This window comes from Streptomyces phaeofaciens (genome assembly GCF_014648915.1).
Classification (GTDB): domain Bacteria; phylum Actinomycetota; class Actinomycetes; order Streptomycetales; family Streptomycetaceae; genus Streptomyces; species Streptomyces phaeofaciens.
The window spans coordinates 121,504-146,248 of sequence record NZ_BMSA01000008.1; the positions used below are offsets into that span (position 1 = coordinate 121,504).

The 24,745-nt window shown below is 70.5% G+C and carries 20 protein-coding genes and 1 tRNA gene; 8 read left to right on the top strand and 13 right to left on the bottom strand.

Annotation, left to right across the window (positions count from 1 at the left end; translation table 11 throughout):
• Nucleotides 1–156: 156 nt before the first annotated feature.
• The 9 genes from IE275_RS16135 to sucC form a co-directional block, all read right to left on the bottom strand.
• Complete coding sequence (locus IE275_RS16135; protein ID WP_189711981.1) at nucleotides 157–1,512, bottom strand: cytochrome P450; 1,356 nt, start codon at nucleotides 1,510–1,512, stop codon at nucleotides 157–159.
• An 8-nt stretch (nucleotides 1,513–1,520) separates the two neighbouring features.
• Nucleotides 1,521–2,114: a GTP-binding protein gene (locus tag IE275_RS16140; RefSeq protein ID WP_189711982.1), complete on the bottom strand. Its 594-nt coding sequence runs from the start codon at nucleotides 2,112–2,114 to the stop codon at nucleotides 1,521–1,523.
• Nucleotides 2,089–2,466: a DUF742 domain-containing protein gene (locus IE275_RS16145; protein WP_189711983.1), complete on the bottom strand. Its 378-nt coding sequence runs from the start codon at nucleotides 2,464–2,466 to the stop codon at nucleotides 2,089–2,091. The genes IE275_RS16140 and IE275_RS16145 overlap by 26 nt, the downstream gene beginning before the upstream one ends.
• Entirely contained in the window at nucleotides 2,463–2,864 is a 402-nt protein-coding gene (locus IE275_RS16150; RefSeq protein WP_189711984.1) for a roadblock/LC7 domain-containing protein, read from the bottom strand. Before IE275_RS16150 ends, IE275_RS16145 begins: the two co-directional genes overlap by 4 nt.
• Nucleotides 2,861–4,030, bottom strand: coding sequence for an ATP-binding protein (locus IE275_RS16155; protein WP_189711985.1), 1,170 nt, complete (start codon nucleotides 4,028–4,030; stop codon nucleotides 2,861–2,863). Before IE275_RS16155 ends, IE275_RS16150 begins: the two co-directional genes overlap by 4 nt.
• Nucleotides 4,031–4,450: 420 nt before the next feature.
• Nucleotides 4,451–4,535: transfer RNA gene (locus IE275_RS16160), tRNA-Leu, on the bottom strand.
• A 172-nt stretch (nucleotides 4,536–4,707) separates the two neighbouring features.
• Nucleotides 4,708–6,249 carry an aldehyde dehydrogenase family protein gene (locus tag IE275_RS16165; protein ID WP_189711986.1) on the bottom strand — a complete coding sequence of 514 codons (1,542 nt, stop codon included), beginning with the start codon at nucleotides 6,247–6,249 and terminating at the stop codon, nucleotides 4,708–4,710.
• A gap of 91 nt (nucleotides 6,250–6,340) precedes the next feature.
• The gene (gene sucD / locus IE275_RS16170) at nucleotides 6,341–7,225 is read right to left on the bottom strand and encodes a succinate--CoA ligase subunit alpha (RefSeq protein ID WP_189711987.1); all 885 of its coding nucleotides are present in this window, start codon (nucleotides 7,223–7,225) and stop codon (nucleotides 6,341–6,343) included.
• Nucleotides 7,226–7,239: 14 nt separating this feature from the next.
• Nucleotides 7,240–8,370 (bottom strand): ADP-forming succinate--CoA ligase subunit beta, encoded by a 1,131-nt coding sequence (sucC, locus tag IE275_RS16175; RefSeq protein WP_189711988.1) that lies wholly within the window; start codon nucleotides 8,368–8,370, stop codon nucleotides 7,240–7,242.
• 197 nt (nucleotides 8,371–8,567) lie between these two features.
• Between sucC and IE275_RS16180 the strand changes: the two genes are divergently transcribed.
• From IE275_RS16180 to IE275_RS16195, 4 genes are all read left to right on the top strand, one after another.
• Complete coding sequence (locus tag IE275_RS16180; protein ID WP_189711989.1) at nucleotides 8,568–10,250, top strand: thiamine pyrophosphate-binding protein; 1,683 nt, start codon at nucleotides 8,568–8,570, stop codon at nucleotides 10,248–10,250.
• Nucleotides 10,251–10,261: 11 nt separating this feature from the next.
• Nucleotides 10,262–11,494: a formyl-CoA transferase gene (frc, locus tag IE275_RS16185; protein ID WP_189711990.1), complete on the top strand. Its 1,233-nt coding sequence runs from the start codon at nucleotides 10,262–10,264 to the stop codon at nucleotides 11,492–11,494.
• A 4-nt stretch (nucleotides 11,495–11,498) separates the two neighbouring features.
• Nucleotides 11,499–13,664, top strand: coding sequence for an acetate--CoA ligase family protein (locus IE275_RS16190; RefSeq protein ID WP_189712110.1), 2,166 nt, complete (start codon nucleotides 11,499–11,501; stop codon nucleotides 13,662–13,664).
• Between the two features lie 122 nt (nucleotides 13,665–13,786).
• Entirely contained in the window at nucleotides 13,787–15,175 is a 1,389-nt protein-coding gene (locus IE275_RS16195; protein WP_189711991.1) for an OFA family MFS transporter, read from the top strand.
• Between the two features lie 189 nt (nucleotides 15,176–15,364).
• Here IE275_RS16195 and IE275_RS16200 read toward each other — a convergent pair whose 3' ends face one another.
• The 4 genes from IE275_RS16200 to IE275_RS16215 all read right to left on the bottom strand — a co-directional run bounded on the left by IE275_RS16200 (nucleotide 15,365) and on the right by IE275_RS16215 (nucleotide 18,852).
• Nucleotides 15,365–16,042 (bottom strand): GntR family transcriptional regulator, encoded by a 678-nt coding sequence (locus IE275_RS16200; protein WP_189711992.1) that lies wholly within the window; start codon nucleotides 16,040–16,042, stop codon nucleotides 15,365–15,367.
• 216 nt (nucleotides 16,043–16,258) lie between these two features.
• Nucleotides 16,259–17,206 carry a beta-ketoacyl-ACP synthase III gene (locus IE275_RS16205; protein ID WP_189711993.1) on the bottom strand — a complete coding sequence of 316 codons (948 nt, stop codon included), beginning with the start codon at nucleotides 17,204–17,206 and terminating at the stop codon, nucleotides 16,259–16,261.
• A gap of 196 nt (nucleotides 17,207–17,402) precedes the next feature.
• Nucleotides 17,403–17,540, bottom strand: coding sequence for an MFS transporter small subunit (locus IE275_RS16210; protein ID WP_189711994.1), 138 nt, complete (start codon nucleotides 17,538–17,540; stop codon nucleotides 17,403–17,405).
• Nucleotides 17,506–18,852 carry an OFA family MFS transporter gene (locus IE275_RS16215; protein WP_189711995.1) on the bottom strand — a complete coding sequence of 449 codons (1,347 nt, stop codon included), beginning with the start codon at nucleotides 18,850–18,852 and terminating at the stop codon, nucleotides 17,506–17,508. Before IE275_RS16215 ends, IE275_RS16210 begins: the two co-directional genes overlap by 35 nt.
• Nucleotides 18,853–19,101: 249 nt before the next feature.
• Here IE275_RS16215 and IE275_RS16220 point away from each other — a divergent pair, with 249 nt between their 5' ends.
• From IE275_RS16220 to IE275_RS16235, 4 genes are read left to right on the top strand one after another with little or no spacing between them, the layout of a single operon-like run.
• On the top strand, nucleotides 19,102–20,073 hold the full coding sequence (locus IE275_RS16220; RefSeq protein ID WP_189711996.1) for a 2-dehydropantoate 2-reductase: 972 nt from the start codon (nucleotides 19,102–19,104) through the stop codon (nucleotides 20,071–20,073).
• A 58-nt stretch (nucleotides 20,074–20,131) separates the two neighbouring features.
• Nucleotides 20,132–22,057: a molybdopterin oxidoreductase family protein gene (locus IE275_RS16225; RefSeq protein ID WP_189711997.1), complete on the top strand. Its 1,926-nt coding sequence runs from the start codon at nucleotides 20,132–20,134 to the stop codon at nucleotides 22,055–22,057.
• A 6-nt stretch (nucleotides 22,058–22,063) separates the two neighbouring features.
• Entirely contained in the window at nucleotides 22,064–23,887 is a 1,824-nt protein-coding gene (locus IE275_RS16230; protein ID WP_189711998.1) for an NAD(P)H-dependent oxidoreductase subunit E, read from the top strand.
• Nucleotides 23,884–24,744 carry a 2Fe-2S iron-sulfur cluster-binding protein gene (locus tag IE275_RS16235; RefSeq protein ID WP_189711999.1) on the top strand — a complete coding sequence of 287 codons (861 nt, stop codon included), beginning with the start codon at nucleotides 23,884–23,886 and terminating at the stop codon, nucleotides 24,742–24,744. The genes IE275_RS16230 and IE275_RS16235 overlap by 4 nt, the downstream gene beginning before the upstream one ends.
• Nucleotide 24,745: the final 1 nt, after the last annotated feature.

Genomic DNA, 24,745 nt, shown 5'->3' on the forward strand with positions numbered 1-24,745 from the left:
TGCACGACGGATGGGAGTGGTATGAAAACGGCGTCGATGACTATGTGGTCCACGACACCTCCTCTGATTCGTGAGCAACACGGAATGCCGCGTTCCTCACTACCCCCGAGGTTGAATCGTCATGCAATGGTGGAGAGTTGACGGGTGTTGTGTGAATCACCTCGTCAGCCAGTTGAGGAACTGGCTCCACACACCTCCGCGTTCGGTCCTGCCGCCCCGGGCGGTCCGGTCCTGCTGCGCCTGCGCCTCACTGGCCGCCGGGGCCTGCGCGGCGGGCCGGCGCACGGGCTGCACCGGGGTGAACTTGGCGGGCAGGACGGCCAGTCCGCGGTTGAACGGTCCGGGCCGCCAGGTCAGGCTCTCGGTCGGGACCGCGAGTTCGACGTCCGGAAGCTTGTTGAGGAGGTTCTCGATCGCCGTCACGGTGATCTGCCGGCCGGGCTCCTTCGACGGGCAGGCGTGCGGGCCCGCGCTCCACGACAGATGGGCGCGGTTGCTGCCCGCCTGGCGCGCCGCCGACAGGGCCGGGCCGGTGTTGGCCGCGGCGAAGCTGACCAGGACCAGGTCGCCGGCCTGGAGCTTCTGCCCGGCGAACTCCATGTCGGAGGCCGGGTAGTGGGCGGCGAGGTTCTGCATCGGCGGGTTCTCCCACAGCGTGTCGTCGATCGCCTCGTCGATCAGACCGCCCTGGTGGGCGTACGCGTCGTGGGTGAGCAGCCGGTGCAGGGTGTTGCCGATGAGGTTGCGCAGCGGTTCGTTGCCCGCCACCAGCAGCAGGGCGAGCTGGTGGAGCATCTCCTCGTCGGTCAGCTTGCTCGGGTGCTCCATCAGCCACGAGGTGACGTCGTCCGCGGGCTTGGCCCGCTTCAGCGCGATCAGCTCGCCGATGGCCCCGAAGAGCACCCCCATCGCCTTCTCGGCGTTGATCCCGTCGAACATGCCGGTGATACCGAAGACGATCCGGTCGCCGATGTCGGCGGGGCAGCCGAAGAGTTCGTTGAACACGAACAGCGGCACCTGCTTGGCGTAGTCGCCGAGCAGGTCGGCCGAGCCGCGCGAACCGAACTGGGATATGAGGAAGTTGGAGACCTGCTCGGTGCTCTGGCTCAGCCGGCGCGAGTCGACCCGGGCCATGCTGTCCGTGATCGCCTGACGCAGCCTCAGGTGCTCGGCGCCGTCGCTGAACATGGCGTTGGGCCGGTACGCGAGCACGGGCGCGATCGGGCTGTCCGGGGGTATCCGGCCCTCGTTGAGGTCCCGCCAGCGGCGCGCGTCCTTGCGGAACGAGCCGGAGTCCTGGAGGAGGTGGAGCGCGGTGGCGTAGTCGGTGACGAGCGTCGCCTCGACACCCGGCGCCAGCTCGACGGGTGCGGTGGGCCCGTAGTGCCGCAGGTAGGTGTAGTAGGCCTGCGGGTCGGCGGCGAACTCCGGTCCGTGCAGCGGCACTCTGCCGCCGGTGTTGTGTGCCGGGCACCCGGGAGGGGGCACGGGGGCGGTGGGTTGGGCGTCCATTTCTGCTCCTAGTGGGCACGGTCCTGCAAGTGACGGACGAGGGTGATCAGCGCTTCGGCCGACGACCTCTCGTCGCGTGCGTCGCAGGTGACGACGGGGGTGTCGTCGAGCAGGTCCAGTGCGTCGCGCAGGGCCATCTCGTCGCGCAGCGGCGAGCCGTCGAAGTGGTTGACGGCGATGGCGTAGTCGAGTCCGTACTGCTCGATCAGATCGATCACGGCGAAGGAGTCCGCGAGCCGCTCGGGGTCGACCAGCACCAGCGCGCCGAGCGCGCCGCGTGCCATGTCCTCCCACATCTGCACGAAGCGCTGCTGGCCCGGCGTTCCGAACAGGTACAGCACGACACGGTCGCTGATGGTCAGACGGCCGAAGTCCATGGCGACCGTGGTGGTGGTCTTGCCCTGGACCCCCTTGAGGTCGTCGATCGACTCGGCGGCCCGGGTCATCGTCTCCTCGGTGGTCAGCGGCTGGATCTCGGAGATCGCCCCGATGAACGTGGTCTTGCCCACCGCGAAGTGACCCACGACGAGGATCTTCACCGCTGTCTGCGTCGCGCCCTCCCGGACGTACGCGTGCTCATCCAAACTTGGCCCTGAGACCATTCAGCACCTCCTCCAGGATCTCCCTGTCGGCGAGCGAGGCCCGCTGGACGGGCGGGCGGGTGACGAGGTAGCCGCCCTCGGTGAGGGCGGCGAGGAGGATCTTGACCACACCCAGGGGCAGTTGGGTGTGCCCCGCGATCTCGGCGACCGAGAGATAGCCCGCCGAGCACAGGTCGAGCAGGCTCTGTTCCTCCGGGGACAGCCGGGTGGGCCGCTGCTGGTGGTCGGCGGTGGCCGTGACCAGCGTGATGAGGGAGAGCTGCTCCTCGTCGGGCAGTCCGCGTCCCTTGGTGATGACGTACGGACGCACTAACTCCGGTGTCTGGGCCTCCAGTTCGTCGAAGCCCGTCATGACCGGACGCCGAGGTTCTCGCGCGGCGGCGTCATCAGCGTCTTGCCGAGCTGGCCCACGAGCTGCTGCATACGGAAGGTGATGTCCTGCATGTCGATGTCCGGGGAGGCCGAGACGCCGAGGTAGGCGCCCTCGCCGGCGGAGATCAGGAAGACCCAGCCCCCGTCGAACTCGACCACCGTCTGCCGCCACCGCTGACTGGCGTCCTCGCAGAAGAAGGCCAGGGAGCGGCTGAGCGACTGCACGCCGCTCATCGCGGCGGCCACGCGGTCCGCGTCGTCCTTGTCGAAGTCCTGCGTCCGTGCCATCAGCAGGCCGTCGGCGGAGATCAGGACGGCGTGCAGAGCCCCGGGAATCTCCAGGGCGCTGTCAAGCATCCATGACAGATCGTCGTTCACGAGAACTCATGCCCTTCGCTGCTTGCACCACGGGTGCTGCTCGACTGTTCCGCGGGGTCCGTCTGCGTGGCCCGGCCCGACCGGGTACCGCGCTGGAAGGCGCCCATGATGGCCGCCGTCTCCGCGCCCGAGCGGGCGGGGCCGGAACCGCCTGACGCCGTGCCGGGCACGATGGCCATCGGCCGCTTGCGACGCCGCTTCGGCAGACCGTCGGAGGTGGTGGTCATGGGCACCGCGCCCTCGGGGCCACCGCGGCCCTGGGGTGCAGCGGCGGGGACGACCGGAGCCGGCTCCTTCTGCTCGGGAGCGTTCGTGAGCAGATCGTGCGGCAGGAGCAGGACGGCACGGACACCCCCGTACGGGGAGCTGGAGTCCACGGACACCTCGAAGCCGAAGCGCTCGCTGAGGACACCGATCACCGCGAAACCGAACTGCGGCGGGTTGCCGAGTGCGGAGACGCCGGAGACCCGCTCACTGGTGAGGAGCTTGTCGGCGCGGGCCCGCTCTTCGTCGTTCATACCGACACCCGCGTCGTCGACGACGATGCAGATTCCCTTGGGAACGGTACGAATATTGATCTCGACGACGGTGTCGGGGCTGGAATAGCTCGTGGCGTTGTCGAGCAGTTCCGCGAGGGCCAGTGCCACGGGTTCCACCGCACGGCTGGTGATACCGAAGTCCACCTGCGAGAGAATTTCCACCCGCCGGTAGTGACGGACCCTGCCCTGCGCGCTGCGCACCACGTCATAAATGGACGCGACATCGCGCTGACGTCCCAGCCAGCCGTCGCAGAGCACCGCGATGGACTGGGCTCGGCGACCGAACTGAGAGTTCGTGTGGTCGATCTCCAGAAGGTCCTGGAGGATCACCGACTCGCCATATTTTGTCTGCAGCCGGGAAACAATCAATTGCTGTTCCGCGGCAAGACCCTGAAGCGTCCGCATCGCGGACTTCAGGACCGTTTTCGTAGCCTCGTCGGCTCTTTCTTGAGCTGCCTCGACGGATTTCGCGTACCCGTTCTCGAGCTCGGTGTGACGAGCCCGGAGGTCGGCGAACTCCTGCCGTAAGGTCCGCGCCGCCCTGCGCTGGCGAACAATGAGGGCGACAGAGACAAGCACGGCGACGAGGAGAGCCCAGAGTACCGGGTTCTGTATGTAATCAGTCATAAGACTCTCTTCAGGCGACTGACGGCCAGTTGCTGAATTCCCGTCAATTGCGGGTGGACCGGCGGACCGCCCGCACCGGGGTTGCCGCCCGGACTGTCCCCGTAGTCGGAGATGTCGTCTTGCACCCATCCGCCCGCTCTACAAGCGAGCGTGATCGTATCACCACAAGAATGAGCTACATGCCGTCAACATGGGGACCCTGATGAACATTGACGGTCCGTCAGTCGTACTGGGGAGCAGCACCCCGACAACACCGCAGGGACAAGCGACACGACAACCGATAAACGGCCTTCCGGTACATTCGGGCGGCAACAGAGCAATTGATGCGTACCGGGAACGACAAAACCCGCATCCGGCGGCAGCCGAATACGGGCAATGTGGACTCACCGAGCGAAACCCGCTCGCAACGGAGAGTGAGAGTGTCCGAGGGGGGACTTGAACCCCCACGCCCGATAAAGGGCACTAGCACCTCAAGCTAGCGCGTCTGCCATTCCGCCACCCGGACAAGGTGTCTGTCGTGCGGGTTCCCCCGCGGCGACATGGACAACAATACCAAGGTTTCGGGGTGCGTTTCACCTGCGTATCCGCCTGCCGGGGCCCCGCCGACCGGCGGGAGGAGGGACCACCGTGGGTGACCGGGCGGTCACCGCACGATGGGTTCCGTCACCGGGCCGTGGTCAGGGCATCAGCTGGTACTCCGGGAAGTTCCCCGGCAGCCGCTCCCCCGCCGGTCCCCGGGTCACCGCGTGGACCAGCAGCTCGCCGCCGACGAACGCCCCCCGCCAGGACGCCCCGAATCCGCCGAACAGCTCGTCGCGGTCGCCGCGCGAGCGGGGCCGGCCGTGGCCGACCTTGAAGGCACGGATGTGCGGGGCCAGCCGGTCGTAGGTGGCCCGGTCGTCCGTGGAGAGGGTGGCGACCAGGGCGCCGTTGGAGGCGTTCATCGCCGCCAGCAGCTCCGCCTCCGTGTCGACCAGGACGATGGTGTCGACCGGGCCGAACGGCTCCGCGTGGTGCAGCGGCGAGGACGGCGGCGGATTGAGGAGGGTGACCGGCTGGACGTAGGCCGAGGTGTCCTGGCCGGGCAGGAAGCGGGCGTCGGCCAGGCTGCCGCGGTGCAGCGGAACCGCGCCGCGGTCGATGGCCTCGGCGACCTGGTCGTGCAGCTCCTTCGCCTTGGCCGCGTTGATCACCGGCCCGAAGTCCAGCCGCGGGTAGGGGTCCGCGCGCTGTTCGACGGCCAGCGGGTGGCCGACGGTCAGCGTGCGGACGGCCGGGAGGTAGGCCGCGAGGAACGCGTCGAACAGCTCGCGCTGGACGACGAAGCGCGGGTAGGCCGTACAGCGCTGCTTGCCGTAGTCGAAGAGCCCCGGGATCACCGCCGCCAGGGTGTCCCAGTCCGAGTAGTTCCAGATGCCCCAGGTGTTGAGCCCCTCCTGTTCGAGGACGTGCCGTTTGCCGAGGTCGGCGACGGCGGTGGCCACGGCGGCGCCGGTGTCGCGGCCGCCGACGAAGGAGACGCAGCCGATCTCGGGCGCCCGCACCAGCGCCTCCGACAGCTCACCGCCGCTGCCGCTGACGAGGGTGACCGGGACGCCCTCGCGGGCGGCGAGGGCGCAGGCCAGGGTCAGACAGGCGACCCCGCCGTCGGTGGGGGTCTTGGCGATCACCGCGTTGCCCGCCAGGGCCTGGACCAGCATCGCGTGCACCAGCACGCTCATCGGGTAGTTCCAGCTCGCGATGTTGGAGACCGGGCCGTCCAGCGGGGAGCGGCCGGCCGTCATCGCCTCGATGCCGTCGACGTACCAGCGCACCCCGTCGACCGCGCGGTCGACGTCCGCCTGCGCGAGGCGCCAGGGCTTGCCGATCTCCCAGACGAGCAGCAGGGCGAGGAGTTCGCGGTGTTCGGCGAGGGCGTCGAGGGTGGCGGCGACCCGGGCCCGGCGTTCGGCCTGCGGCACGTGCCGCCAGGCGCGGTGCTGGTCGAGGGAGGCGCGGACGGCCTGGTGCGCCGTCGCCCGGTCCAGGCGCGGCGGGCCCGCGACCGGACCGCCGTCGACCGGGCTGGCGGCGGGCAGCACGCGGCCGTCCGCCCGCCAGCCGGCGTTCCAGAGGTTGAGGACACGGTCGTCCCGGAAGGCCTCCGGGGCGACGGCGAGGCAGCGCCGCCACGCGTCGGCCCAGGAGGTGCCGGACTTGAGGGTGAGGGTGGTGGTCATGGGGATGCTCCGCTCTCGGTGCACGGTCGAGAGGAAAGGGGGAAAGGGGGAAAGGGGGAAAGGGAGGTCGGACCCCGCCTGCCGGTACAGGTCAGGCCTCTCCTTCCAGTACCGCGAGGGCGAGCCGCGCCGTCTCCGTGGGCGTACGGCCCACGCGGACCCCCACGGCCTCCAGCGCCTCCTTCTTCGCCCGCGCGGTTCCCGAGGAGCCGGAGACGATCGCGCCGGCGTGGCCCATCGTCTTGCCCTCGGGCGCGGTGAAGCCCGCGATGTAGCCGACGACGGGCTTGCTGACGTGGTCGCGGATGAAGGCGGCCGCGCGTTCCTCGGCGTCGCCGCCGATCTCGCCGATGAGGACGATCAGCTCGGTGTCGGGGTCGTCCTCGAAGGCGGCCAGGCAGTCGATGTGGCTGGTGCCGACGACCGGGTCGCCGCCGATGCCGACGCAGGTGGAGAACCCGATGTCGCGCAGCTCGTACATGAGTTGGTAGGTGAGCGTGCCGGACTTGGAGACCAGTCCGATCCGGCCCGGCTTGGTGATGTCGGCCGGGATGATGCCCGCGTTGGACTGCCCGGGGGTGATCAGGCCGGGGCAGTTCGGGCCGACGATCCGGGTGCCGCGTGCCTTCGCGTACGCCGTGAAGGAGACGGAGTCGTGGACGGGGACGCCCTCGGTGATGACCACGGCGAGGCCGATCCCGGCGTCGGCGGCCTCGGTCACCGCCGCCCTGACGAAGGCGGGCGGAACGAAGACGACGCTCACGTCGGCGCCGGTCGCCGCCATGCCCTCGGCGACGGATCCGAAGACGGGGACCGCACGGTCCCCGAAGTCGACGGTGCGTCCCGCCTTGCGGGGGTTCACGCCGCCGACGACGTCCGTACCGGCCGCGAGCATGCGCCGGGTGTGCTTCATGCCCTCGCCGCCGGTCATGCCCTGGACGAGGACCTTGCTCTCCTGGGTGAGGTAGATGGCCATGGTGTGCGGTCTCCTCAGGCTGAGGTGGCGAGGTGGGCGGCACGGCGGGCGGCGCCGTCCATGGTGGTGGCCTGCTCGACCAGCGGATGCCGCTGGGCGTCGAGGATCGCCCGCCCCTGGGCCGCGTTGTTGCCGTCGAGCCGGACGACGAGCGGTTTGGTCAGCCGTACGGTGTCCAGCGCCCGCACGATGCCCTCGGCGACCGCGTCGCAGGCGGTGATGCCGCCGAAGACGTTGACGAGGACCGACCGCACGGCCGGGTCGGACAGGATGACCGAGAGTCCGTCGGCCATGATCTGCGCGGACGCCCCGCCGCCGATGTCGAGGAAGTTGGCGGGCCGGGCACCGCAGCCGGCGACCACATCGAGGGTGGACATGACCAGTCCGGCGCCGTTGCCGATGATGCCGACCTCGCCGTCGAGCTTCACGTAGGTGAGGCCCTTGGCGGCGGCCGCGGCCTCCAGCGGGTCCGCGGGGCCGGCCGCGTCGGCGCCCCAACGGGCCTGCCGGAAGGAGGCGTTGTCGTCGAGGGTGACCTTGCCGTCGAGGGCGAGGATCCGGCCCTGCGCGGTGCGCACGAGCGGGTTCACCTCGACGAGCAGGGCGTCCTCGCGGACCAGTACCTGCCAGAGACGGACCAGGACGTCGACGGACTGCGCCGGCAGGCCCGCCGCCTCGGCGATCTCGGCCGCCTTCGACGGGGTGACGCCCTCGGCCGGGTCGACGGGGACACGGGCGACGGCGTCGGGCCGGGTGGCGGCGACCTCCTCGATGTCCATGCCGCCCTCGGCGGAGGCGATCGCGAGGAACCCGCCGCCGGCCCGGTCCAGTACATAGGAGACGTAGAACTCGCTCTCGATGTCGACGGGCTCGGCCAGCATCACCGTGCCGACCGTGTGCCCCTTGATGTCCATGCCGAGGATCTGGCGGGCCGTGATCTCTGCGGCGGCCGGGTCGGCGGCCACCTTGACACCGCCCGCCTTGCCGCGGCCACCGGTCTTGACCTGGGCCTTCACCACGACCCTGCCACCGAGCCGGCGGGCGATCCCGCGTGCTTCCTTCGCCGAGTCGGTGACCTCCGCCCTCGGCACCACGATGCCGTGTTCCTCGAACAGTTCCCTTGCCTGGTGTTCGTACAGGTCCATCTCGGCTCCCGTCTGTGAAGGCGCATCCGAAGTCCGTCGAGCCGATGCGCGGCCGGACTCCGATGACCGAAAGTGCCGCACGCCCCCTGGACACCACCCACCGGATGCGGGATAACAAGCTTCATACAGTATTCGTCGACTGTATGCAATGTACCGCGTGAGCCTTCCAACCCCCTACGAAGGGACGGGACTTCGCCATGCCCGACGACAGCCAGGACGTGATTTCCGGTGGTCATCTCGTTGCCAAGGCGCTGAAGGCCGAAGGGGTCGACCGCATCTACACCCTCTGCGGCGGCCACATCATCGACATCTACGACGGCTGCGTCGACGAGGGCATAGAAGTCGTCGACGTACGCCACGAGCAGGTGGCCGCCCACGCCGCCGACGGCTACGCCCGCGTCACCGGCAAGCCCGGCTGCGCGGTCGTCACGGCCGGTCCGGGCACCACCGACGCCGTCACCGGCGTCGCCAACGCCTTCCGCGCCGAGTCCCCCATGCTGCTGATCGGCGGCCAGGGGGCCCTCACCCAGCACAAGATGGGGTCCCTCCAGGACCTCCCGCACGTCGACATGATGACGCCGATCACCAAGTTCGCGGCGGCCGTGCCCGACACGGCACGCGCGGCGGACATGGTCTCCATGGCGTTCCGCGAGTGCTACCACGGCGCGCCCGGCCCCTCCTTCCTGGAGATCCCGCGCGATGTCCTGGACGCCAAGGTGCCCGTGGCGAAGGCACGTGTGCCGAAGCCCGGCGCCTACCGCGCCTCGACCCGCTCGGCCGGCGACCCCGAGGCGATCGAGAAACTCGCCGACCTGCTGGTGCACGCCGAGAAGCCCGCGATCCTGCTGGGCAGCCAGGTCTGGACGACCCGCGGCACCGAGTCCGCCGTCGAGCTGGTGCGCGCGCTGAACATCCCGGCGTACATGAACGGTGCCGGCCGCGGCACCCTCCCGCCCGGCGACCCGCACCACTTCCAGCTCTCCCGCCGCTACGCCTTCTCGAACGCCGACGTGATCGTGATCGTCGGCACGCCCTTCGACTTCCGGATGGGCTACGGCAAGCGGCTGTCGCCGGACGCGACCGTCGTACAGATCGACCTCGACTACCGCACGGTCGGCAAGAACCGCGACATCGACCTCGGCATCGTCGGCGACGCCGGCCTGGTGCTGAAGTCGGTGACCGAGGCGGCCTCCGGACGGATCGACGGCGGCGCGTCCCGACGCAAGGAGTGGCTGGACGAGCTGCGGGCGGCCGAACAGACCGCGATCGAGAAGCGGCTGCCGCAGCTGCGCTCGGACTCCTCCCCCATCCACCCCTACCGCCTGGTCAGCGAGATCAACGACTTCCTCACCGAGGACTCGATCTACATCGGCGACGGCGGCGACATCGTCACCTTCTCCGGACAGGTCGTGCAGCCCAAGTCGCCGGGCCACTGGATGGACCCGGGCCCGCTGGGCACCCTCGGCGTCGGCGTCCCCTTCGTGCTCGCGGCCAAGCAGGCACGGCCCGACAAGGAGGTCGTCGCCCTCTTCGGCGACGGCGCGTTCTCCCTCACCGGCTGGGACTTCGAGACGCTCGTGCGCTACGACCTCCCGTTCGTCGGCATCGTCGGCAACAACTCCTCCATGAACCAGATCCGTTACGGCCAGGCCGCCAAGTACGGGCTGGAGCGCGAGCGGGTCGGCAACACCCTCGGTGACGTCCACTACGACAAGTTCGCCCAGATGCTGGGCGGTCACGGCGAGGAGGTCCGCGACCCCGCCGACATCGGCCCCGCCCTGCGGCGTGCCCGGGAGTCCGGGAAGCCCTCGCTGATCAACGTCTGGGTGGACCCGGACGCGTACGCCCCCGGAACCATGAACCAGACGATGTACAAGTGAGGTGAACGCCCATGACCGCCAGGGCACTCGAAGGCATTCGTGTCCTCGACATGACCCACGTCCAGTCCGGGCCCTCAGCGACCCAGCTGCTCGCCTGGCTCGGCGCGGACGTCGTCAAACTGGAGGCGCCCTCCGGTGACATCACGCGCGCTCAGCTGCGCGACCTCCCGGACGTCGACTCCCTCTACTTCACGATGCTCAACTGCAACAAGCGCAGCATCACCCTCAACACCAAGACCGAACGCGGCAAGGAGATCCTCACCGAACTGATCCGGCGCTCCGACGTCATGGTCGAGAACTTCGGTCCGGGCGCGGTCGACCGCATGGGGTTCACCTGGGACCGTATCCAGGAGATCAATCCGCGGATCGTCTACGCCTCCATCAAGGGGTTCGGGGACGGCCCGTACACCAACTTCAAGGCGTACGAGGTCGTCGCTCAGGCCATGGGCGGGTCGATGTCGACCACGGGCTTCGAGGACGGACCGCCGCTGGCGACGGGGGCCCAGATCGGTGACTCGGGGACGGGTGTGCACGCCGTGGCGGGGATTCTCGCGGCGCTGTACCAGCGCGAGAACACCGGGCGCGGGCAGCGGGTCAATGTGGCCATGCAGCACGCCGTGCTCAACCTGTGCCGGGTGAAGCTGAGGGACCAGCAGCGCCTGGCCCACGGACCGCTCCCCGAATATCCCAACGACGACTTCGGCGACGAGGTTCCCCGTTCCGGGAACGCGTCCGGCGGCGGCCAGCCCGGCTGGGCGGTCAAGTGCGCGCCGGGCGGCCCGAACGACTATGTGTACGTGATCGTGCAGCCCGTCGGCTGGCGGCCGCTCAGCGAGCTGATCGGCCGGCCCGAGCTGGCCGACGACCCCGAGTGGGCGACCCCCCGGGCCCGGCTGCCCAAGCTGAACAAGATGTTCCAGCTGATCGAGGAGTGGTCCTCGACGCTGCCCAAGTGGGAGGTGCTGGAGCGGCTCAACGCCCACAACATCCCGTGCGGGCCGATCCTGTCCACCAAGGAGATCGTCGAGGACGAGTCGCTGGCCGCCAACGAGATGGTGGTCCGCGTCCCGCACCCGCGGCGCGGCGAGTTCGTGACCGTCGGCAGCCCGCTGAAGCTCTCCGACTCCCCCGTCGAGGTGACCACGTCACCGCTGCTCGGCGAGCACAACGAGGAGATCTACGTGGGTGAACTGGGCCTCGGCGACGAGGAACTGCGCCTGCTCAAGTCGAACGGGGTGATCTGACGTGATGGCCGAGGACCGGATCCTGCGGGTGCGGGCGCTGCTCGACGGGGTGCGGGCCCAGGGACGCACCGCGCTCACCGCGCCCGAGGGCAAGGTGATCGCCGACGCGTACGGGATCGCCGTACCGGGTGAGGAGCTGGCGGTCGACGTCGAGGAGGCCGTGGCGTACGCGGCGCGGTTCGGCGGGCCGGTGGTGATGAAGATCGTCTCGCCGGACATCCTGCACAAGACCGACGCCGGTGGGGTGGTCGTGGGCGTCGAGGGCGCGGCCGACGTACGGGCCGCGTTCCACCGGATCGTGCAGAACGCGCGCGCCTACGACGCCGGGGCGCGGATCGCGGGCGTGCAGATCCAGGAGCTGCTGCCGAAGGGGCAGGAGGTCATCGTCGGGGCGGTCACCGATCCGACGTTCGGGAAGGTGGTGGCGTTCGGGCTCGGCGGGGTGCTCGTCGAGGTGCTCAAGGACGTCACCTTCCGGCTGGCGCCGGTGGACGCCGACGAGGCGCTGTCCATGCTCGACTCGATCCGCTCCGCGGAGATCCTGCGCGGGGTGCGGGGACAGGCCGGGGTGGACCGGTGGGCGGTGGCCGAGCAGATCCGCCGGGTGTCCCAACTGGTCGCGGACTTCCCGGAGATCGCCGAGGTGGACCTCAACCCGGTGATCGCGACGCCCGAAGGCGCGGTGGCCGCCGACATCCGGGTGATCCTCGCCGAGTCGCAGCCCCCGCCGCGTCGCACCTACACCCGCGACGAGATCCTCACCTCGATGCGCAGGCTGATGCAGCCCGCGTCGGTCGCCGTGATCGGTGCCTCCAACGAGCCGGGCAAGATCGGCAATTCGGTGATGCGCAACCTGATCGACGGCGGTTTCGCCGGCGACATCCATCCGGTGAACACCCGGGCCGATGACATCCAGGGCCGCAAGGCGTACAAGAGTGTCACCGACGTTCCCGGTGAGGTGGATGTGGCGGTCTTCGCGATCCCCGCCAAGTTCGTGGCCTCGGCCCTGGAGGAGGTGGGACGCAAGGGGATCCCCAACGCCGTACTCATCCCCTCCGGTTTCGCGGAGACCGGGGAGCACGAGCTCCAGGCGGAGATCGTGGCCGTCGCCGAGCGGTACGGGACCCGGCTCCTCGGCCCCAACATCTACGGCTACTACTCGACCTGGCAGGACCTGTGCGCCACGTTCTGCACGCCGTACGACGTCAAGGGCGGGGTGGCGCTGACCTCGCAGTCGGGCGGCATCGGGATGGCCATCCTGGGTTTCGCGCGGACCACGAAGACGGGCGTTTCGGCGATCGTCGGGCTCGGCAACAAGTCGGACCTGGACGAGGACGACCTGCTGACCTGGTTCGGCGAGGACCCGCACACCCAGTGCATCGCGATGCACCTGGAGGACCTCAAGGACGGGCGCGCGTTCGTGGCCGCCGCGCGGGAGACCGTCCCCAAGAAGCCGGTGGTGGTCCTCAAGGCGGGGCGTACGGCGGCGGGCGCGAAGGCCGCCGGCTCGCACACCGGGGCGCTCGCGGGCGACGACGCGGTGTACGACGACATCCTGCGCCAGGCGGGCGTCATCCGGGCGCCCGGGCTGAACGACATGCTGGAGTACGCGCGCGCGTTGCCGGTGCTGCCCGCCCCGAAGGGCGACAACGTCGTGATCATCACCGGCGCGGGCGGCAGCGGGGTGCTGCTGTCCGACGCGGTGACCGACAACGGCCTGACGCTGATGGAGATCCCGCCGGACCTGGACACGGCGTTCCGGGAGTTCATCCCGCCCTTCGGGGCCGCGGGCAACCCGGTCGACATCACCGGGGGCGAGCCGCCGTCGACGTACGAGGCGACGATCCGGCTGGGTCTGGAGGATCCGCGGATCCACGCGCTCGTCCTCGGCTACTGGCACACCATCGTCACTCCCCCGATGGTGTTCGCGGAGCTGACCGCGCGGGTGGTGGCCGAGTTCCGGGAGCGCGGCATCGAGAAGCCGGTGGTGGCGTCGCTCGCCGGGGACGTGGAGGTCGAGGAGGCCTGCCAGTACCTGTACGAGCGGGGGGTCGTGGCGTACCCGTACACGACCGAGCGGCCGGTGGCCGTGCTCGGCGCCAAGTACCGGTGGGCGCGGGCGGCGGGGATCCTGCCGCGGGCGGCCGGACCGTTGGGGGGCGGTTCATGACCTAGCGCGAGGGGGCCGGCCGACGGGTGCGCGTCGGCCGGCCCCGGGACCCGTGCGCGCACGAAAGGCATTGGACAGGGGGCGCTGGCCAGAACTTTCGACGCAAGGGGTGCTACACAGACATGACAACCACCGACTTCTCGACGTCCCTCCCCTACCGGGAGGTGACGGACCGCAACGGCCGCGTGTACCGGATCGGCGAGACCGACCGGGACATCATGGGGCGGCCACGCTGGACCATGGTGCTCTTCCCGTGGATGGGCATGCTGGGCATCAGTTCCTCGGAGTACGCGTTCACCTCGGCCGAGGACACGCTGCACGAGGCCCATCTGTGGAACAGCGGGCACATCTTCTGGCTGATGGGCGTCTGGGTGTTCTTCCAGGCGGCCGTCGCCTTCCCCGCCGGACAGCTGCGCGAGAGCGGCCGGCTCCCCGCGCGGTACGCGATGATGCTGGGTGCCGTGGGCACGGTCTGCGGCTACGTCTCGCTGGCGTTCGCGCCGCATGTGATCGTCGCCTACATCGGCTTCGGCATGTTCAGCGGCATCGGCGCCGGTCTCGTCTACGCGACCTGCGTGAACATGGTCGGCAAGTGGTACCCGGAGCGCAAGGGCGGCAAGACCGGCCTGGTCAACGGCGGTTTCGCCTATGGCTCGGTGCCCTTCGTGTTCCTCTTCACCTCGTACATGGACCTGAGCAACTACCAGAGCGTCCTGGTGATGGTGGGCCTCATCTGCTGCTCGGTCGTCGCGGTCGCCGGCTGGTTCTTCAAGGACCCGCCGAAGAACTGGTGGCCCGCGCACGTCGACCCGCTGCGGATGACCGACGACCCGAAGATCCGCCGGGCGCTGGAGAAGAACCCGCCGGCGGCGAAGCAGTACACCCCGAGGGAGGCCGCCCGTACGCCCGTGCTGTGGATGATGTGGTTCTGTCTGCTGTGCACGGCCGGCATCAACATCTTCGGCATCGCCTTCCAGGTGCCGTTCGGCAAGGACATGGGCTTCGCGGGCGGGATCGTGGCAACGGCGATGTCCCTGAAGGCGATCGTCAACGGCACCGGGCGCGGGGTGATCGGCTGGATCTCCGACCGCTACGGCCGCCGCAACACGCTGATCATCGTCTGTATCGTGCTCGGCACCGCCCAGTTCGGCGTGCTGGTCTCGGGCCAGATGGGCAGCATGCCGTTCTTCCTGTTCTGCTCCATGGTCTCGGGCTTCGGCGGCGGCGCGATCTTCCCGCTGTTCGCCGCGATGACCGCGGACTACTTCGGCGAGAACAACAACGCCTCCAACTACGGCATGGTCTACAGCTCGAAGCTGATCTCGGGCCTGGTGGGCTCCGGGATGGGCGCGGTGGTGGTGAACGCGTGGGACTACGAGGGCGCGTTCGTCATCGCGGGCTCGATCGGGCTGGCCTCCGCCGTCCTGGCGCTGTTCCTCAAGGCCCCGGACCGGCCGAAGCCCCGGAGTGTCGTGCCCAACCCACAACCGCTCGGTGAGGAGACGGCGTGACCTGACGGCGGGCGGCGCGCCGCCGCGGCGGCCCGGCCACGAGACGAGCGCTCCACCGGGCGCCCGGCCTCGCCCGGCGACCGGCCGAGCCCGCACGCGCGTGTGGAGGCCCTCCCCCGTGGAACGCCGGGGAGGGCCCCCACGCGCGCGTAGGGCTCGTGGGGGCCGTCCCGGCGGTCTCTCGGAGTCTCAGTCCTTCGCCCGCGCGTGGTACGACCGCCGGGTGTGTTCCGTGTGCTCGCGCATGAGGTGGGTCGCGCGCTGTTCGTCGTGGTCGGCGATCGCCGTGATGAGGTCGCGGTGTTCGATCCAGGACTGGTGGCCGCGCTGGCGGGCTATCGGCGTGTAGTACCAGCGGACCCGGCGGTCGACCTGGGCCGCGAGTTCGGCGAGGACGGCGTTGCCGGCCAGTTCCATGATCTTGGCGTGGAAGTGGGCGTTGAGGGCCACGGCCGTGTCGACGTCGTCGCTCTCGACCGCCCGCATGCCCTGGGCCAGGATCTCCTCCAGGGCGGCGATGCCGGCCTCGTCCGTGTGCGCGGCGGCGAGCCGGGCGGCCTCGGCCTCCAACAGCGTACGGACGGTGAGGAGTTGGTCGGCCTCCTCCTCCGTCGGCTCGTGCACGAACGCGCCCTGGGCGGGCCTGAGGTCCACCCAGCCCTCGGTGTTGAGCCGCTGGAGCGCCTCCCGCACCGGCTGCCGCGAGACGCCCAGATGCCCGGCCAGCTCGCTCTCCACGAGGTGCTGGCCGGGCTGGAGGGCCCGGGTGGTGATGAGTTCGAGCAGTGCCTCGTAGACACGGTCGCGCAGTGGTCCGGGCCGTTCGAGCTTGGGCACCGCACCCTGCGGCAGTCCTGTCGACAACATCGGTCGGTCCCTCCTGGGCAGCACCGGGCAACCGCAGCCGGAAAGCCACGTGTTCGGCCGTACGCGGTGCGCGTCGGTGACGACGCACCGCCTCCAGCCGAGTATCGATTGTCTTTCGTCTACAGTCTACGGCGCACAGATGCCAGACGGGGTCGCAGTCGGCTCCGTCACACCGGCCCGCGCCCCGGTGGCCGCCCCCCGGGCGGCCTCGCCCGCTCAGGGGCAGCGCACGACCTGCCCGGCGTACGACAGGTTGCCGCCGAAGCCGAAGAGGAGCACCGGGTCGCCGGTGGAGACGACTCCCTGCTCGACGAGCTTGGAGAAGGCCAGCGGGATGCTGGCGGCGGAGGTGTTGCCCGACTCCGTGACGTCCCGGGCGACCACCGCGTTGACGGCACCGATCTTCTCCGCGAGGGGCTCGATGATCCGCAGGTTCGCCTGGTGCAGAACGACGGCCGCGAGGTCCGCCGGGACGAGGCCCGCCCGCTCGCAGGCCTGGCGGGCGAGCGGGGGCAGCTTCGTGGTGGCCCAGCGGTAGACGCTCTGCCCCTCCTGCGCGAACCGCGCCGGCTGCCCCTCGATGCGCACGGCGTTCCCCATCTCGGGCACCGATCCCCACAGCACGGGCGAGATCCCGGGCTCGGCGCCGTCCGGACAGGCCTCGACGACGGCCGCCCCGGCCCCGTCGCCCACGAGCACACAGGTCGTGCGGTCGGTCCAGTCCGCCACCTCGGACATCTTGTCCGCGCCGATGACCAGCGCCCGGGTCGCGGCGCCCGCCCGCACGGTGTGGTCGGCGGTGGCCAGCGCGTGGGTGAACCCGGCGCACACGACGTTGACGTCCATCGCGGCGGGGCTGGGGACGCCGAGGCGGGCGGCGACCCGGGCGGCCATGTTGGGCGAGCGGTCGACCGCCGTGGAGGTGGCGACCAGCACCAGGTCGATGTCCCCGGGCGTGAGGCCGGCCGCGGCGAGCGCCTTGGCGGCGGCGTGCGCGGCCAGCTCGTCCACGGGCTCGTCGGGTCCGGCGATGTGGCGGGTCCGGATGCCCACCCGGCTCCTGATCCACTCGTCACTGGTGTCGACCATGCCCGCCAGGTCCTCGTTGGTGAGCACCCTGGCGGGCTGGTAGTGGCCGACGGCGGCGATGCGCGAGCCGTTCATGGGGGGTCCCCCTCGTTGCCGTGGGTTGCGGGATCCACCAGTCTGATCAGTGACTCACGGGTACGAGGACAGGTGTTGCGACAGGAAACGGGCGCCGAGGTTGTCGGCTTCCCTCTATCCCTCGGACGCCCGGACACTTCCCGAACACCAGCCCACGAGCGGCGCGGACGAGGACGGCACGAACCGTCTCGGCCGGCTACCCGGTGAACAGCTTCGTGGCCTTCTGCACGAGCTCGTACAGCCCGTACGCCAGCGGCACGCCCACCCACAGCCAGGCGAACGCGATCAGCGGCCGCCGGTCAGGCGGACTCGGGCTGCTGTCGGGCTGCGACATCGGCGGTCTCCTTCGGGGCGGGGACATGGTGGCGGGCGTCGACGGGGCGGACCAGTTCGTTGGCGACGAAGCCGACGGCGAGCAGTCCGATCATGATGAGCAGGGAGAGGGAGTAGAGGTCCGCGCCGTGTTTCCCGGCCTCCTCCTGCCGGTCGGCGATCCAGTTGACGATCAGCGGGCCGAGCACTCCGGCCGTCGACCAGGCGGTGAGCAGCCGCCCGTGGATCGCGCCGACCTGGTAGGTCCCGAACAGGTCCTTCAGATAGGCGGGGATCGTGGCGAAGCCGCCGCCGTAGAAGGAGAGGATCACCAGGGCGCAGAGGATGAACAGCGGCTTGGAGGAGTCGCCGAGCAGGGCGATCAGCCCGTACATCACCGCGCCCACGCCGAGGTAGACCCGGTAGATGTTCTTGCGGCCGATCAGGTCGGAGGTGGAGGACCAGCCGATGCGCCCGGCCATGTTGGCCGCCGAGAGCAGGGCGACGAAGCCCGCGGAGGCCGTCAGGGAGACCGGGGTGGAGGTGTCGGCGAAGAAGTCCGTGATCATCGGGGCGGCCTTCTCCAGGATGCCGATGCCGGCGGTCACGTTCATGCAGAGGACCACCCACAGGCACCAGAACTGCGGGGTGCGCACCGCGGAGGCGGCCGAGACCTGTACGCCGGTCGTGGCGGCCGGGCCGGTCTCGGGAGTGCCGTCGGCCGCCCCGGCCGGGCGCGGAACCCGCACCAGCAGCACGCCGAGCGTCATGAAGACCGCGTACGACAGGCCGTGGACGAGGAAGGCGAGCGCGATGCCGGAGTGGTCGGCGCCGAAGGACTCCAGCATCTGCGCCGACCAGGGCGAGGCGATGAGCGCGCCGCCGCCGAAGCCCATGATCGCGATGCCGGTGGCCATGCCGGGCCGGTCGGGGAACCACTTGATCAGTGTGGAGACGGGGGATATGTAGCCGATGCCGAGGCCGATGCCGCCCACGAAGCCGTAGCCGAGGACGATCAGCCAGTACTGCTCGCTGGCGGCGCCGAGCGCGGAGATCAGGAAGCCGGAGGAGAAGCAGACCAGGGCGACGGTCATCGCCCAGCGCGGCCCGTTGCGCTCGACGAGCGTGCCGCCGAAGGCGGCGGACAGCCCGAGCATGACGATGGCGAGCTGGAAGGGCAGCGCGCTCTGGGTGCCGCTGAGGCCGAGCGAGGACTCCAGCGGGGGCTTGAAGACGGACCAGGCGTAGGCCTGGCCGATGGAGAGGTGGACCGAGAGGGCGGCCGGGGGGACGAGCCAGCGGCTCCAGCCGGCCGGTGCGACAGGGGGACTCATGAGTCCCGCACGGTAGGAAGGATCACCGGTGTTGAGAAGGCGGTGCGTCGACCGTATGCGGTGAGCGGTATGCAGGCTGCGCCGAACGGTCGGACCGGCCGGTTTCCCGCCCCCGCCGCCGGCCGTGTGAGGCGGCGCTGCGCGAACCCTTGCCGCCCTCACGGCCATACTGTAGACAATATTCAGTCGACAGAGTTCGACAGTGCGCCATCTCCGCGGTATCCCTCGACCGAACGGAGCTCCCTCGCCATGAAAGTCGCAGTTCTCGGCGCCGGTGCGATCGGCGCCTACGTCGGCGCGGCGCTCCACCGCGCCGGCGCCGATGTGCATCTCGTCGCCCGTGGACCGCATCTCGCGGCCATGAGGCGGGACGGGGTGCGGGTGCGCAGTCCGCGCGGTGACTTCACCGCCCGCGCCCACGCCACCGACGACCCGGCCGAGATCGGCCCGGTCGACTTCGTCTTCCTCGGCCTGAAGGCCCACTCGTACGCGGCGTGCGGGCCGCTGATCGAGCCTCTGCTGCACGACACCACCGCGGTGATCGCCGCCCAGAACGGCATCCCCTGGTGGTACTTCCACCGGCACGGCGGCCCCCACGACGGCCACCGCGTGGAGAGCGTGGACCCCGGCGGCGCGGTCAGCGCGGTGCTGGCGCCCGAACGGGCCGTCGGCTGCGTCGTCTACGCCGCCACCGAACTCGAAGCCCCGGGTGTCGTACGGCACCTGGAAGGCACCCGGTTCTCGATCGGCGAGCCCGACCGCGGCGTCTCGGCGCGGTGCACGCGCTTCGGCGAGGCCATGAAGGCGGGCGGGCTCAAATGCCCGGTGGAGCCGGACCTGCGCAACGACATCTGGCTCAAGCTGCTGGGCAACATCTCCTTCAACCCGATCAGCGCCCTGTCCCGGGCCACCATGCGGCAGATGTGCCTGCACGGCGGCACCCGGCAGGTCATCGAGACGATGATGCGCGAGACGCTCTCGGTCGCCGAGGCCCTCGGCTGCGAGGTGGGCGTCTCCATCGAACGCCGGCTCGCGGGCGCGGAGAAGGTCGGCGACCACCGCACCTCCACGCTCCAGGACCTGGAGCGCGGCAAGCCGCTCGAACTCGACGTACTCCTCGCGGCGGTCGTCGAGCTGGCGGGGATCACCGGCGTCCAGGTGCCCACCCTGCGCACCGTGCACGCCATCTCGGACCTGCTCGCGCTGAGGAGCGCCGCATGACCGCCGACGAACGCCGCATGACCGCTCAGGAGCGCCGCATGACCGCTGGAGAGCTCGCATGAGGAAACGCGACCGGACCCCGAAGACCTACGCCCGGCTCACCCGACCGCTCGTCAGGGACTCCCGCGACGAACCCTTCCGCGAGGCGAGCTGGGAGGAGGCCCTGGAACGGACCGTGCGGGGCCTCGCCCGCAACCGCGGCGCGTTCGGCATGTTCTCCTGCGCCCGCGCGACCAACGAGATGAACTACGTGGCGCAGAAGTTCGCCCGCGTCGTCATGGGCACCAACAACGTCGACTCCTGCAACCGCACCTGTCACGCGCCGAGCGTGGCGGGCCTGTCGGCCGCCTTCGGCTCCGGCGGCGGGACGTCGTCGTACGAGGAGATCGAGCACACCGACGTCATCGTGATGTGGGGCTCCAACGCCCGCTTCGCGCACCCGATCTTCTTCCAGCACGCGCTGAAGGGGATCCGGAACGGCGCCCGGATGTACGCGGTCGACCCGCGCCGCACGTCCACCGCCGAGTGGGCGGAGAGCTGGCTCGGTCTCAACGTCGGCACGGACATCCCGATGGCGCACGCGATCGGCCGCGAGATCATCCACGCGGGCCTGGCCAACGAGGCGTTCGTCGAGCGGGCCACCTCCGGGTTCGAGGAGTACCGGGCGCTCGTCGAGCCCTGGACGCTCTCGCTCGCGGAGAAGGTGACGGGGGTGCCGGCCGCCGCCATCAGGGAGCTGGCCCACGCCTACGCCCGCGCCGAGCGCGCCCAGTTGTGCTGGACGCTCGGCATCACCGAGCACCACAACGGCACCGACAACGTGCGCGCGCTGATCAACCTGTCCCTGCTCACCGGCCATGTCGGCCGGTACGCCTCCGGGTTGCAGCCGCTGCGCGGGCAGAACAACGTGCAGGGCGGCGGCGACATGGGCGCGATCCCCAACCGCCTGCCCGGCTTCCAGGACATCCTCGACCCCGAGTCGCGGCTCAAGTTCGAGTCGGCGTGGGACACCGTCATCCAGCCGCACTACGGGCTGAACCTGACGGAGATGTTCGAGGCGATGGAGGAGGGCACGCTGAAGGCCGTCTACTGCATCGGGGAGAACCCGGCGCAGTCGGAGGCCGACAGCGAGCAGGCCGTACGGCGGATGCGGCAGCTGGACTTCCTCGTCGTGCAGGACATCTTCCTCACCAGGACGGCCGAGCTGGCGGACGTGGTGCTGCCCGCCACCGCCGGCTGGGCGGAGACGGACGGCACCACCACCAACAGCGAGCGGCGGGTCCAGCGCGTGCGCCGGGCGGTCACCCCGCCGGGCGAGTCCCGCGAGGACGTCGACATCATCTGCGACCTGGCGGGCCGCCTCGGCCACGACTGGAAGTACGCCGACGCCGAGGCCGTCTGGAACGAGCTGCGCTCGGTCTCCCCGGACCACTACGGGATGACGTACGAGCGCCTGGCGGAGCACCAGGGCATCCAGTGGCCGTGTCCGAGCACCGAGGAACTGGAACCCACCTATCTGCACGGCCGGTTGTGGGAGACGGATCCCCGGCGGCGGGGCAGGCGGGCGCCGTTCGGGATCGTCCAGCACGATCCGCCGGTCGATCTGACCGACGAGCGGTACCCGATCCGGCTCACCACCGGACGGCGGCTCGACTCCTACAACACCGGGGTGCAGAGCGGGAGTTTCGCCTCCCCGCTGCGCCGCGGCGAGTTCGTCGAGCTGTGCCCGGAGGACGCCGAGCGCTACGGGGTCGTGGTCGGCGAGGAGGTACGGGTCAGCTCGCGGCGCGGGGCGGTCGTGGCCCCGGTCTGGATCGACACCGCGCTGCGCCCCGGGCTCGCCTTCATGACCATGCACTTTCCCGACGAGGTCGACACCAACCAGCTGACGATCGAGGCCAACTGCCCGATCGCGGGGACGGCGGAGTTCAAGGCCTCGGCGATCCGGATCGAGAAGCTCCCGGTAGTGACCTACGTGAGGTGACGCACAGTGGACCTGCGCTTCGGTGACAGCAAACCGACGGATGACGAACGGGCGGCCGTGGACGCCCTGCTGGGCCCGCCCGAGTCCTCCTGGGAGGGCGCGGACCGCTCCGACGCCGACCTGAGGTGGGCCCGTGGCGGGCGCGCCGCCCGGGACCGCCGCGACCTGCTGCTGCCGGGGCTGCACGCGATCAACGACCGGGTGGGCTGGATCAGCGAAGGCGCGCTCGACTATCTGTGCCGGCGGCTGACCGTGCCGCCGGCGGAGGCCTACGGCGTCGCCACCTTCTACGCGATGTTCTCCGTACGGCCGCGCCCGGCGACCGTCCTCCAGGTGTGCACGGACCTGGCCTGCTCCGCGGCCGGGGCGGACGGACTGTGTGCCGCTGCCGGGTCCCGGCTGGGCCCCGGCAGCGGGGTGACGGTCGAACGCAGCCCCTGCCTGGGCCTGTGCGAACGCGCCCCGGCCGCGCTCGCGGTCAGGGCCGGGGACCCGGTGCGGACGGCGGTCGCGGCTCCGGCGACGGCCGAGTCCGCCGTCCTCGCCGCGAGCGCGCCGGACTCGGCGCCCGAGGAGCCGCCGGTGGCGCGGGCGGTGCCCCAGGCGGGGCAGGAGGGCCTCGTCCTCCTGAAGCGGGTGGGGGTGGTCGATCCGTCGTCGCTCGACGACTACCGGGCGCAGGGCGGCTACACCGCCCTGCGCCGGGCCTTCGCGCTCGGCCCGGCCGGGGTGATCCGCGAGGTCACCGACTCCGGGCTGGTCGGCCGGGGCGGCGCCGCCTTCCCCACCGGCCGCAAATGGCAGGCCACGGCCGCCCAGCCGGACCACCCCCACTACCTGGTGTGCAACGCGGACGAATCGGAGCCGGGCACCTTCAAGGACCGGGTGCTCATGGAGGGCGACCCGTACGCGCTGGTGGAGGCGATGACGATCGCGGCGTACGCGACCGGCGCGCACCGGGGCTACCTCTACCTGCGCGGCGAGTACCCCCGGGCGCTGCGCCGGATGCGGCACGCGGTCGAGCAGGCGCGGGCCCGCGGGCTGCTCGGCGACGACGTCCTCGGCCAGGGGTACGCGTTCGACATCGAGATCCGGCGGGGTGCGGGCGCCTACATCTGCGGCGAGGAGACCGCCCTGTTCAACTCCATCGAGGGCTACCGGGGCGAGCCCCGCTCGAAGCCGCCGTTCCCGGTGGAGAAGGGTCTGTTCGGCAGGCCGACGGTCGAGAACAACGTGGAGACCCTGGTCAACGTCCTGCCGATCCTGACCATGGGCGCGCCGGCGTACGCGGCGATCGGCACGGAGAGGTCCACGGGCCCGAAGCTGTTCTGTGTCTCGGGGAGCGTGGCGCGCCCCGGCATCTACGAGCTGCCGTTCGGCGCGACGCTGGGCGAACTGCTGGAGCTGGCCGGGGTGCGCCCGGGGCTGCGGGCGGTGCTGCTCGGCGGGGCGGCCGGCGGTTTCGTACGGCCCGACGAGCGGGATCTGCCGCTCACCTTCGAGGGCACCCGGGAGGCGGGCACCACCCTCGGCTCGGGCGTCGTCATGGCCTTCGACGACACGGTCCCGCTGCCCCGGCTGCTGCTGCGGATCGCCGAGTTCTTCCGCGACGAGTCCTGCGGGCAGTGCGTGCCCTGCCGGGTCGGGACCGTGCGGCAGGAGGAGGCTCTGCACCGGATCGCGGACCGCACGGGTGCGGCCGCCGCCGACGACATCGCGCTGCTCAGGGAGGTCGGCCGCGCGATGCGGGACGCCTCGATCTGCGGTCTGGGGCAGACCGCGTGGAACGCCGTGGAATCCGCCATCGACCGTCTGGGGGCGTACGAATGACCGTGACACCGCTGGGGATCCCGCGCCGGCTGCTGGAGTTCACCATCGACGGCGAGGAGGCCCGGGTCCCGGAGGGCTCGACGATCCTGGACGCCTGCCGGGCGGCGGGGAAGGACATCCCGACGCTCTGCGAGGGCGACACCCTGCGGCCCAAGAACGCCTGCCGGGTGTGCGTGGTCGAGGTGGAGGGCGCGCGCACCCTGGTGCCCGCCTGCTCCCGCAGGGCCGAGCCGGGCATGGTGGTACGCACGGACACCGAGCGCGCCCGGCACAGCCGCAAGATCGTCCTGGAGCTGCTCGCCTCCTCGGTCGACCTGTCCACGACACCTTTGGTCGCGGAATGGCTCAAGGAGTACGAGGCGAAGCCGGACCGTTTCGGCCCGGACGCGGCCCGGCTGAACGAGGAACCGAAGATCGACAACGACCTCTACGTCCGCGACTACGACAAGTGCATCCTCTGCTACAAGTGCGTCGACGCCTGCGGTGACCAGTGGCAGAACTCCTTCGCGATCTCCGTGACCGGCCGCGGTTTCGACGCCAGGATCGCCGTGGAGCACGACGCGCCGCTCACCGACTCGGCGTGCGTGTACTGCGGGAACTGCATCGAGGTGTGCCCGACGGGGGCGCTGTCGTTCAAGTCGGAGTTCGACCGGCGTGAGGCCGGAAACTGGGACGAAACCTCGCAGACCCGGACGACCACGGTGTGCGCGTACTGCGGAGTGGGCTGCAACCTGACCCTGCACGTGCAGGACAATGAGATCGTGAAGGTCACCTCTCCGCACGACAACCCGGTGACCCACGGCAACCTCTGCATCAAGGGCCGCTTCGGCTACCAGCACGTACAGAACCGGGGCTGAT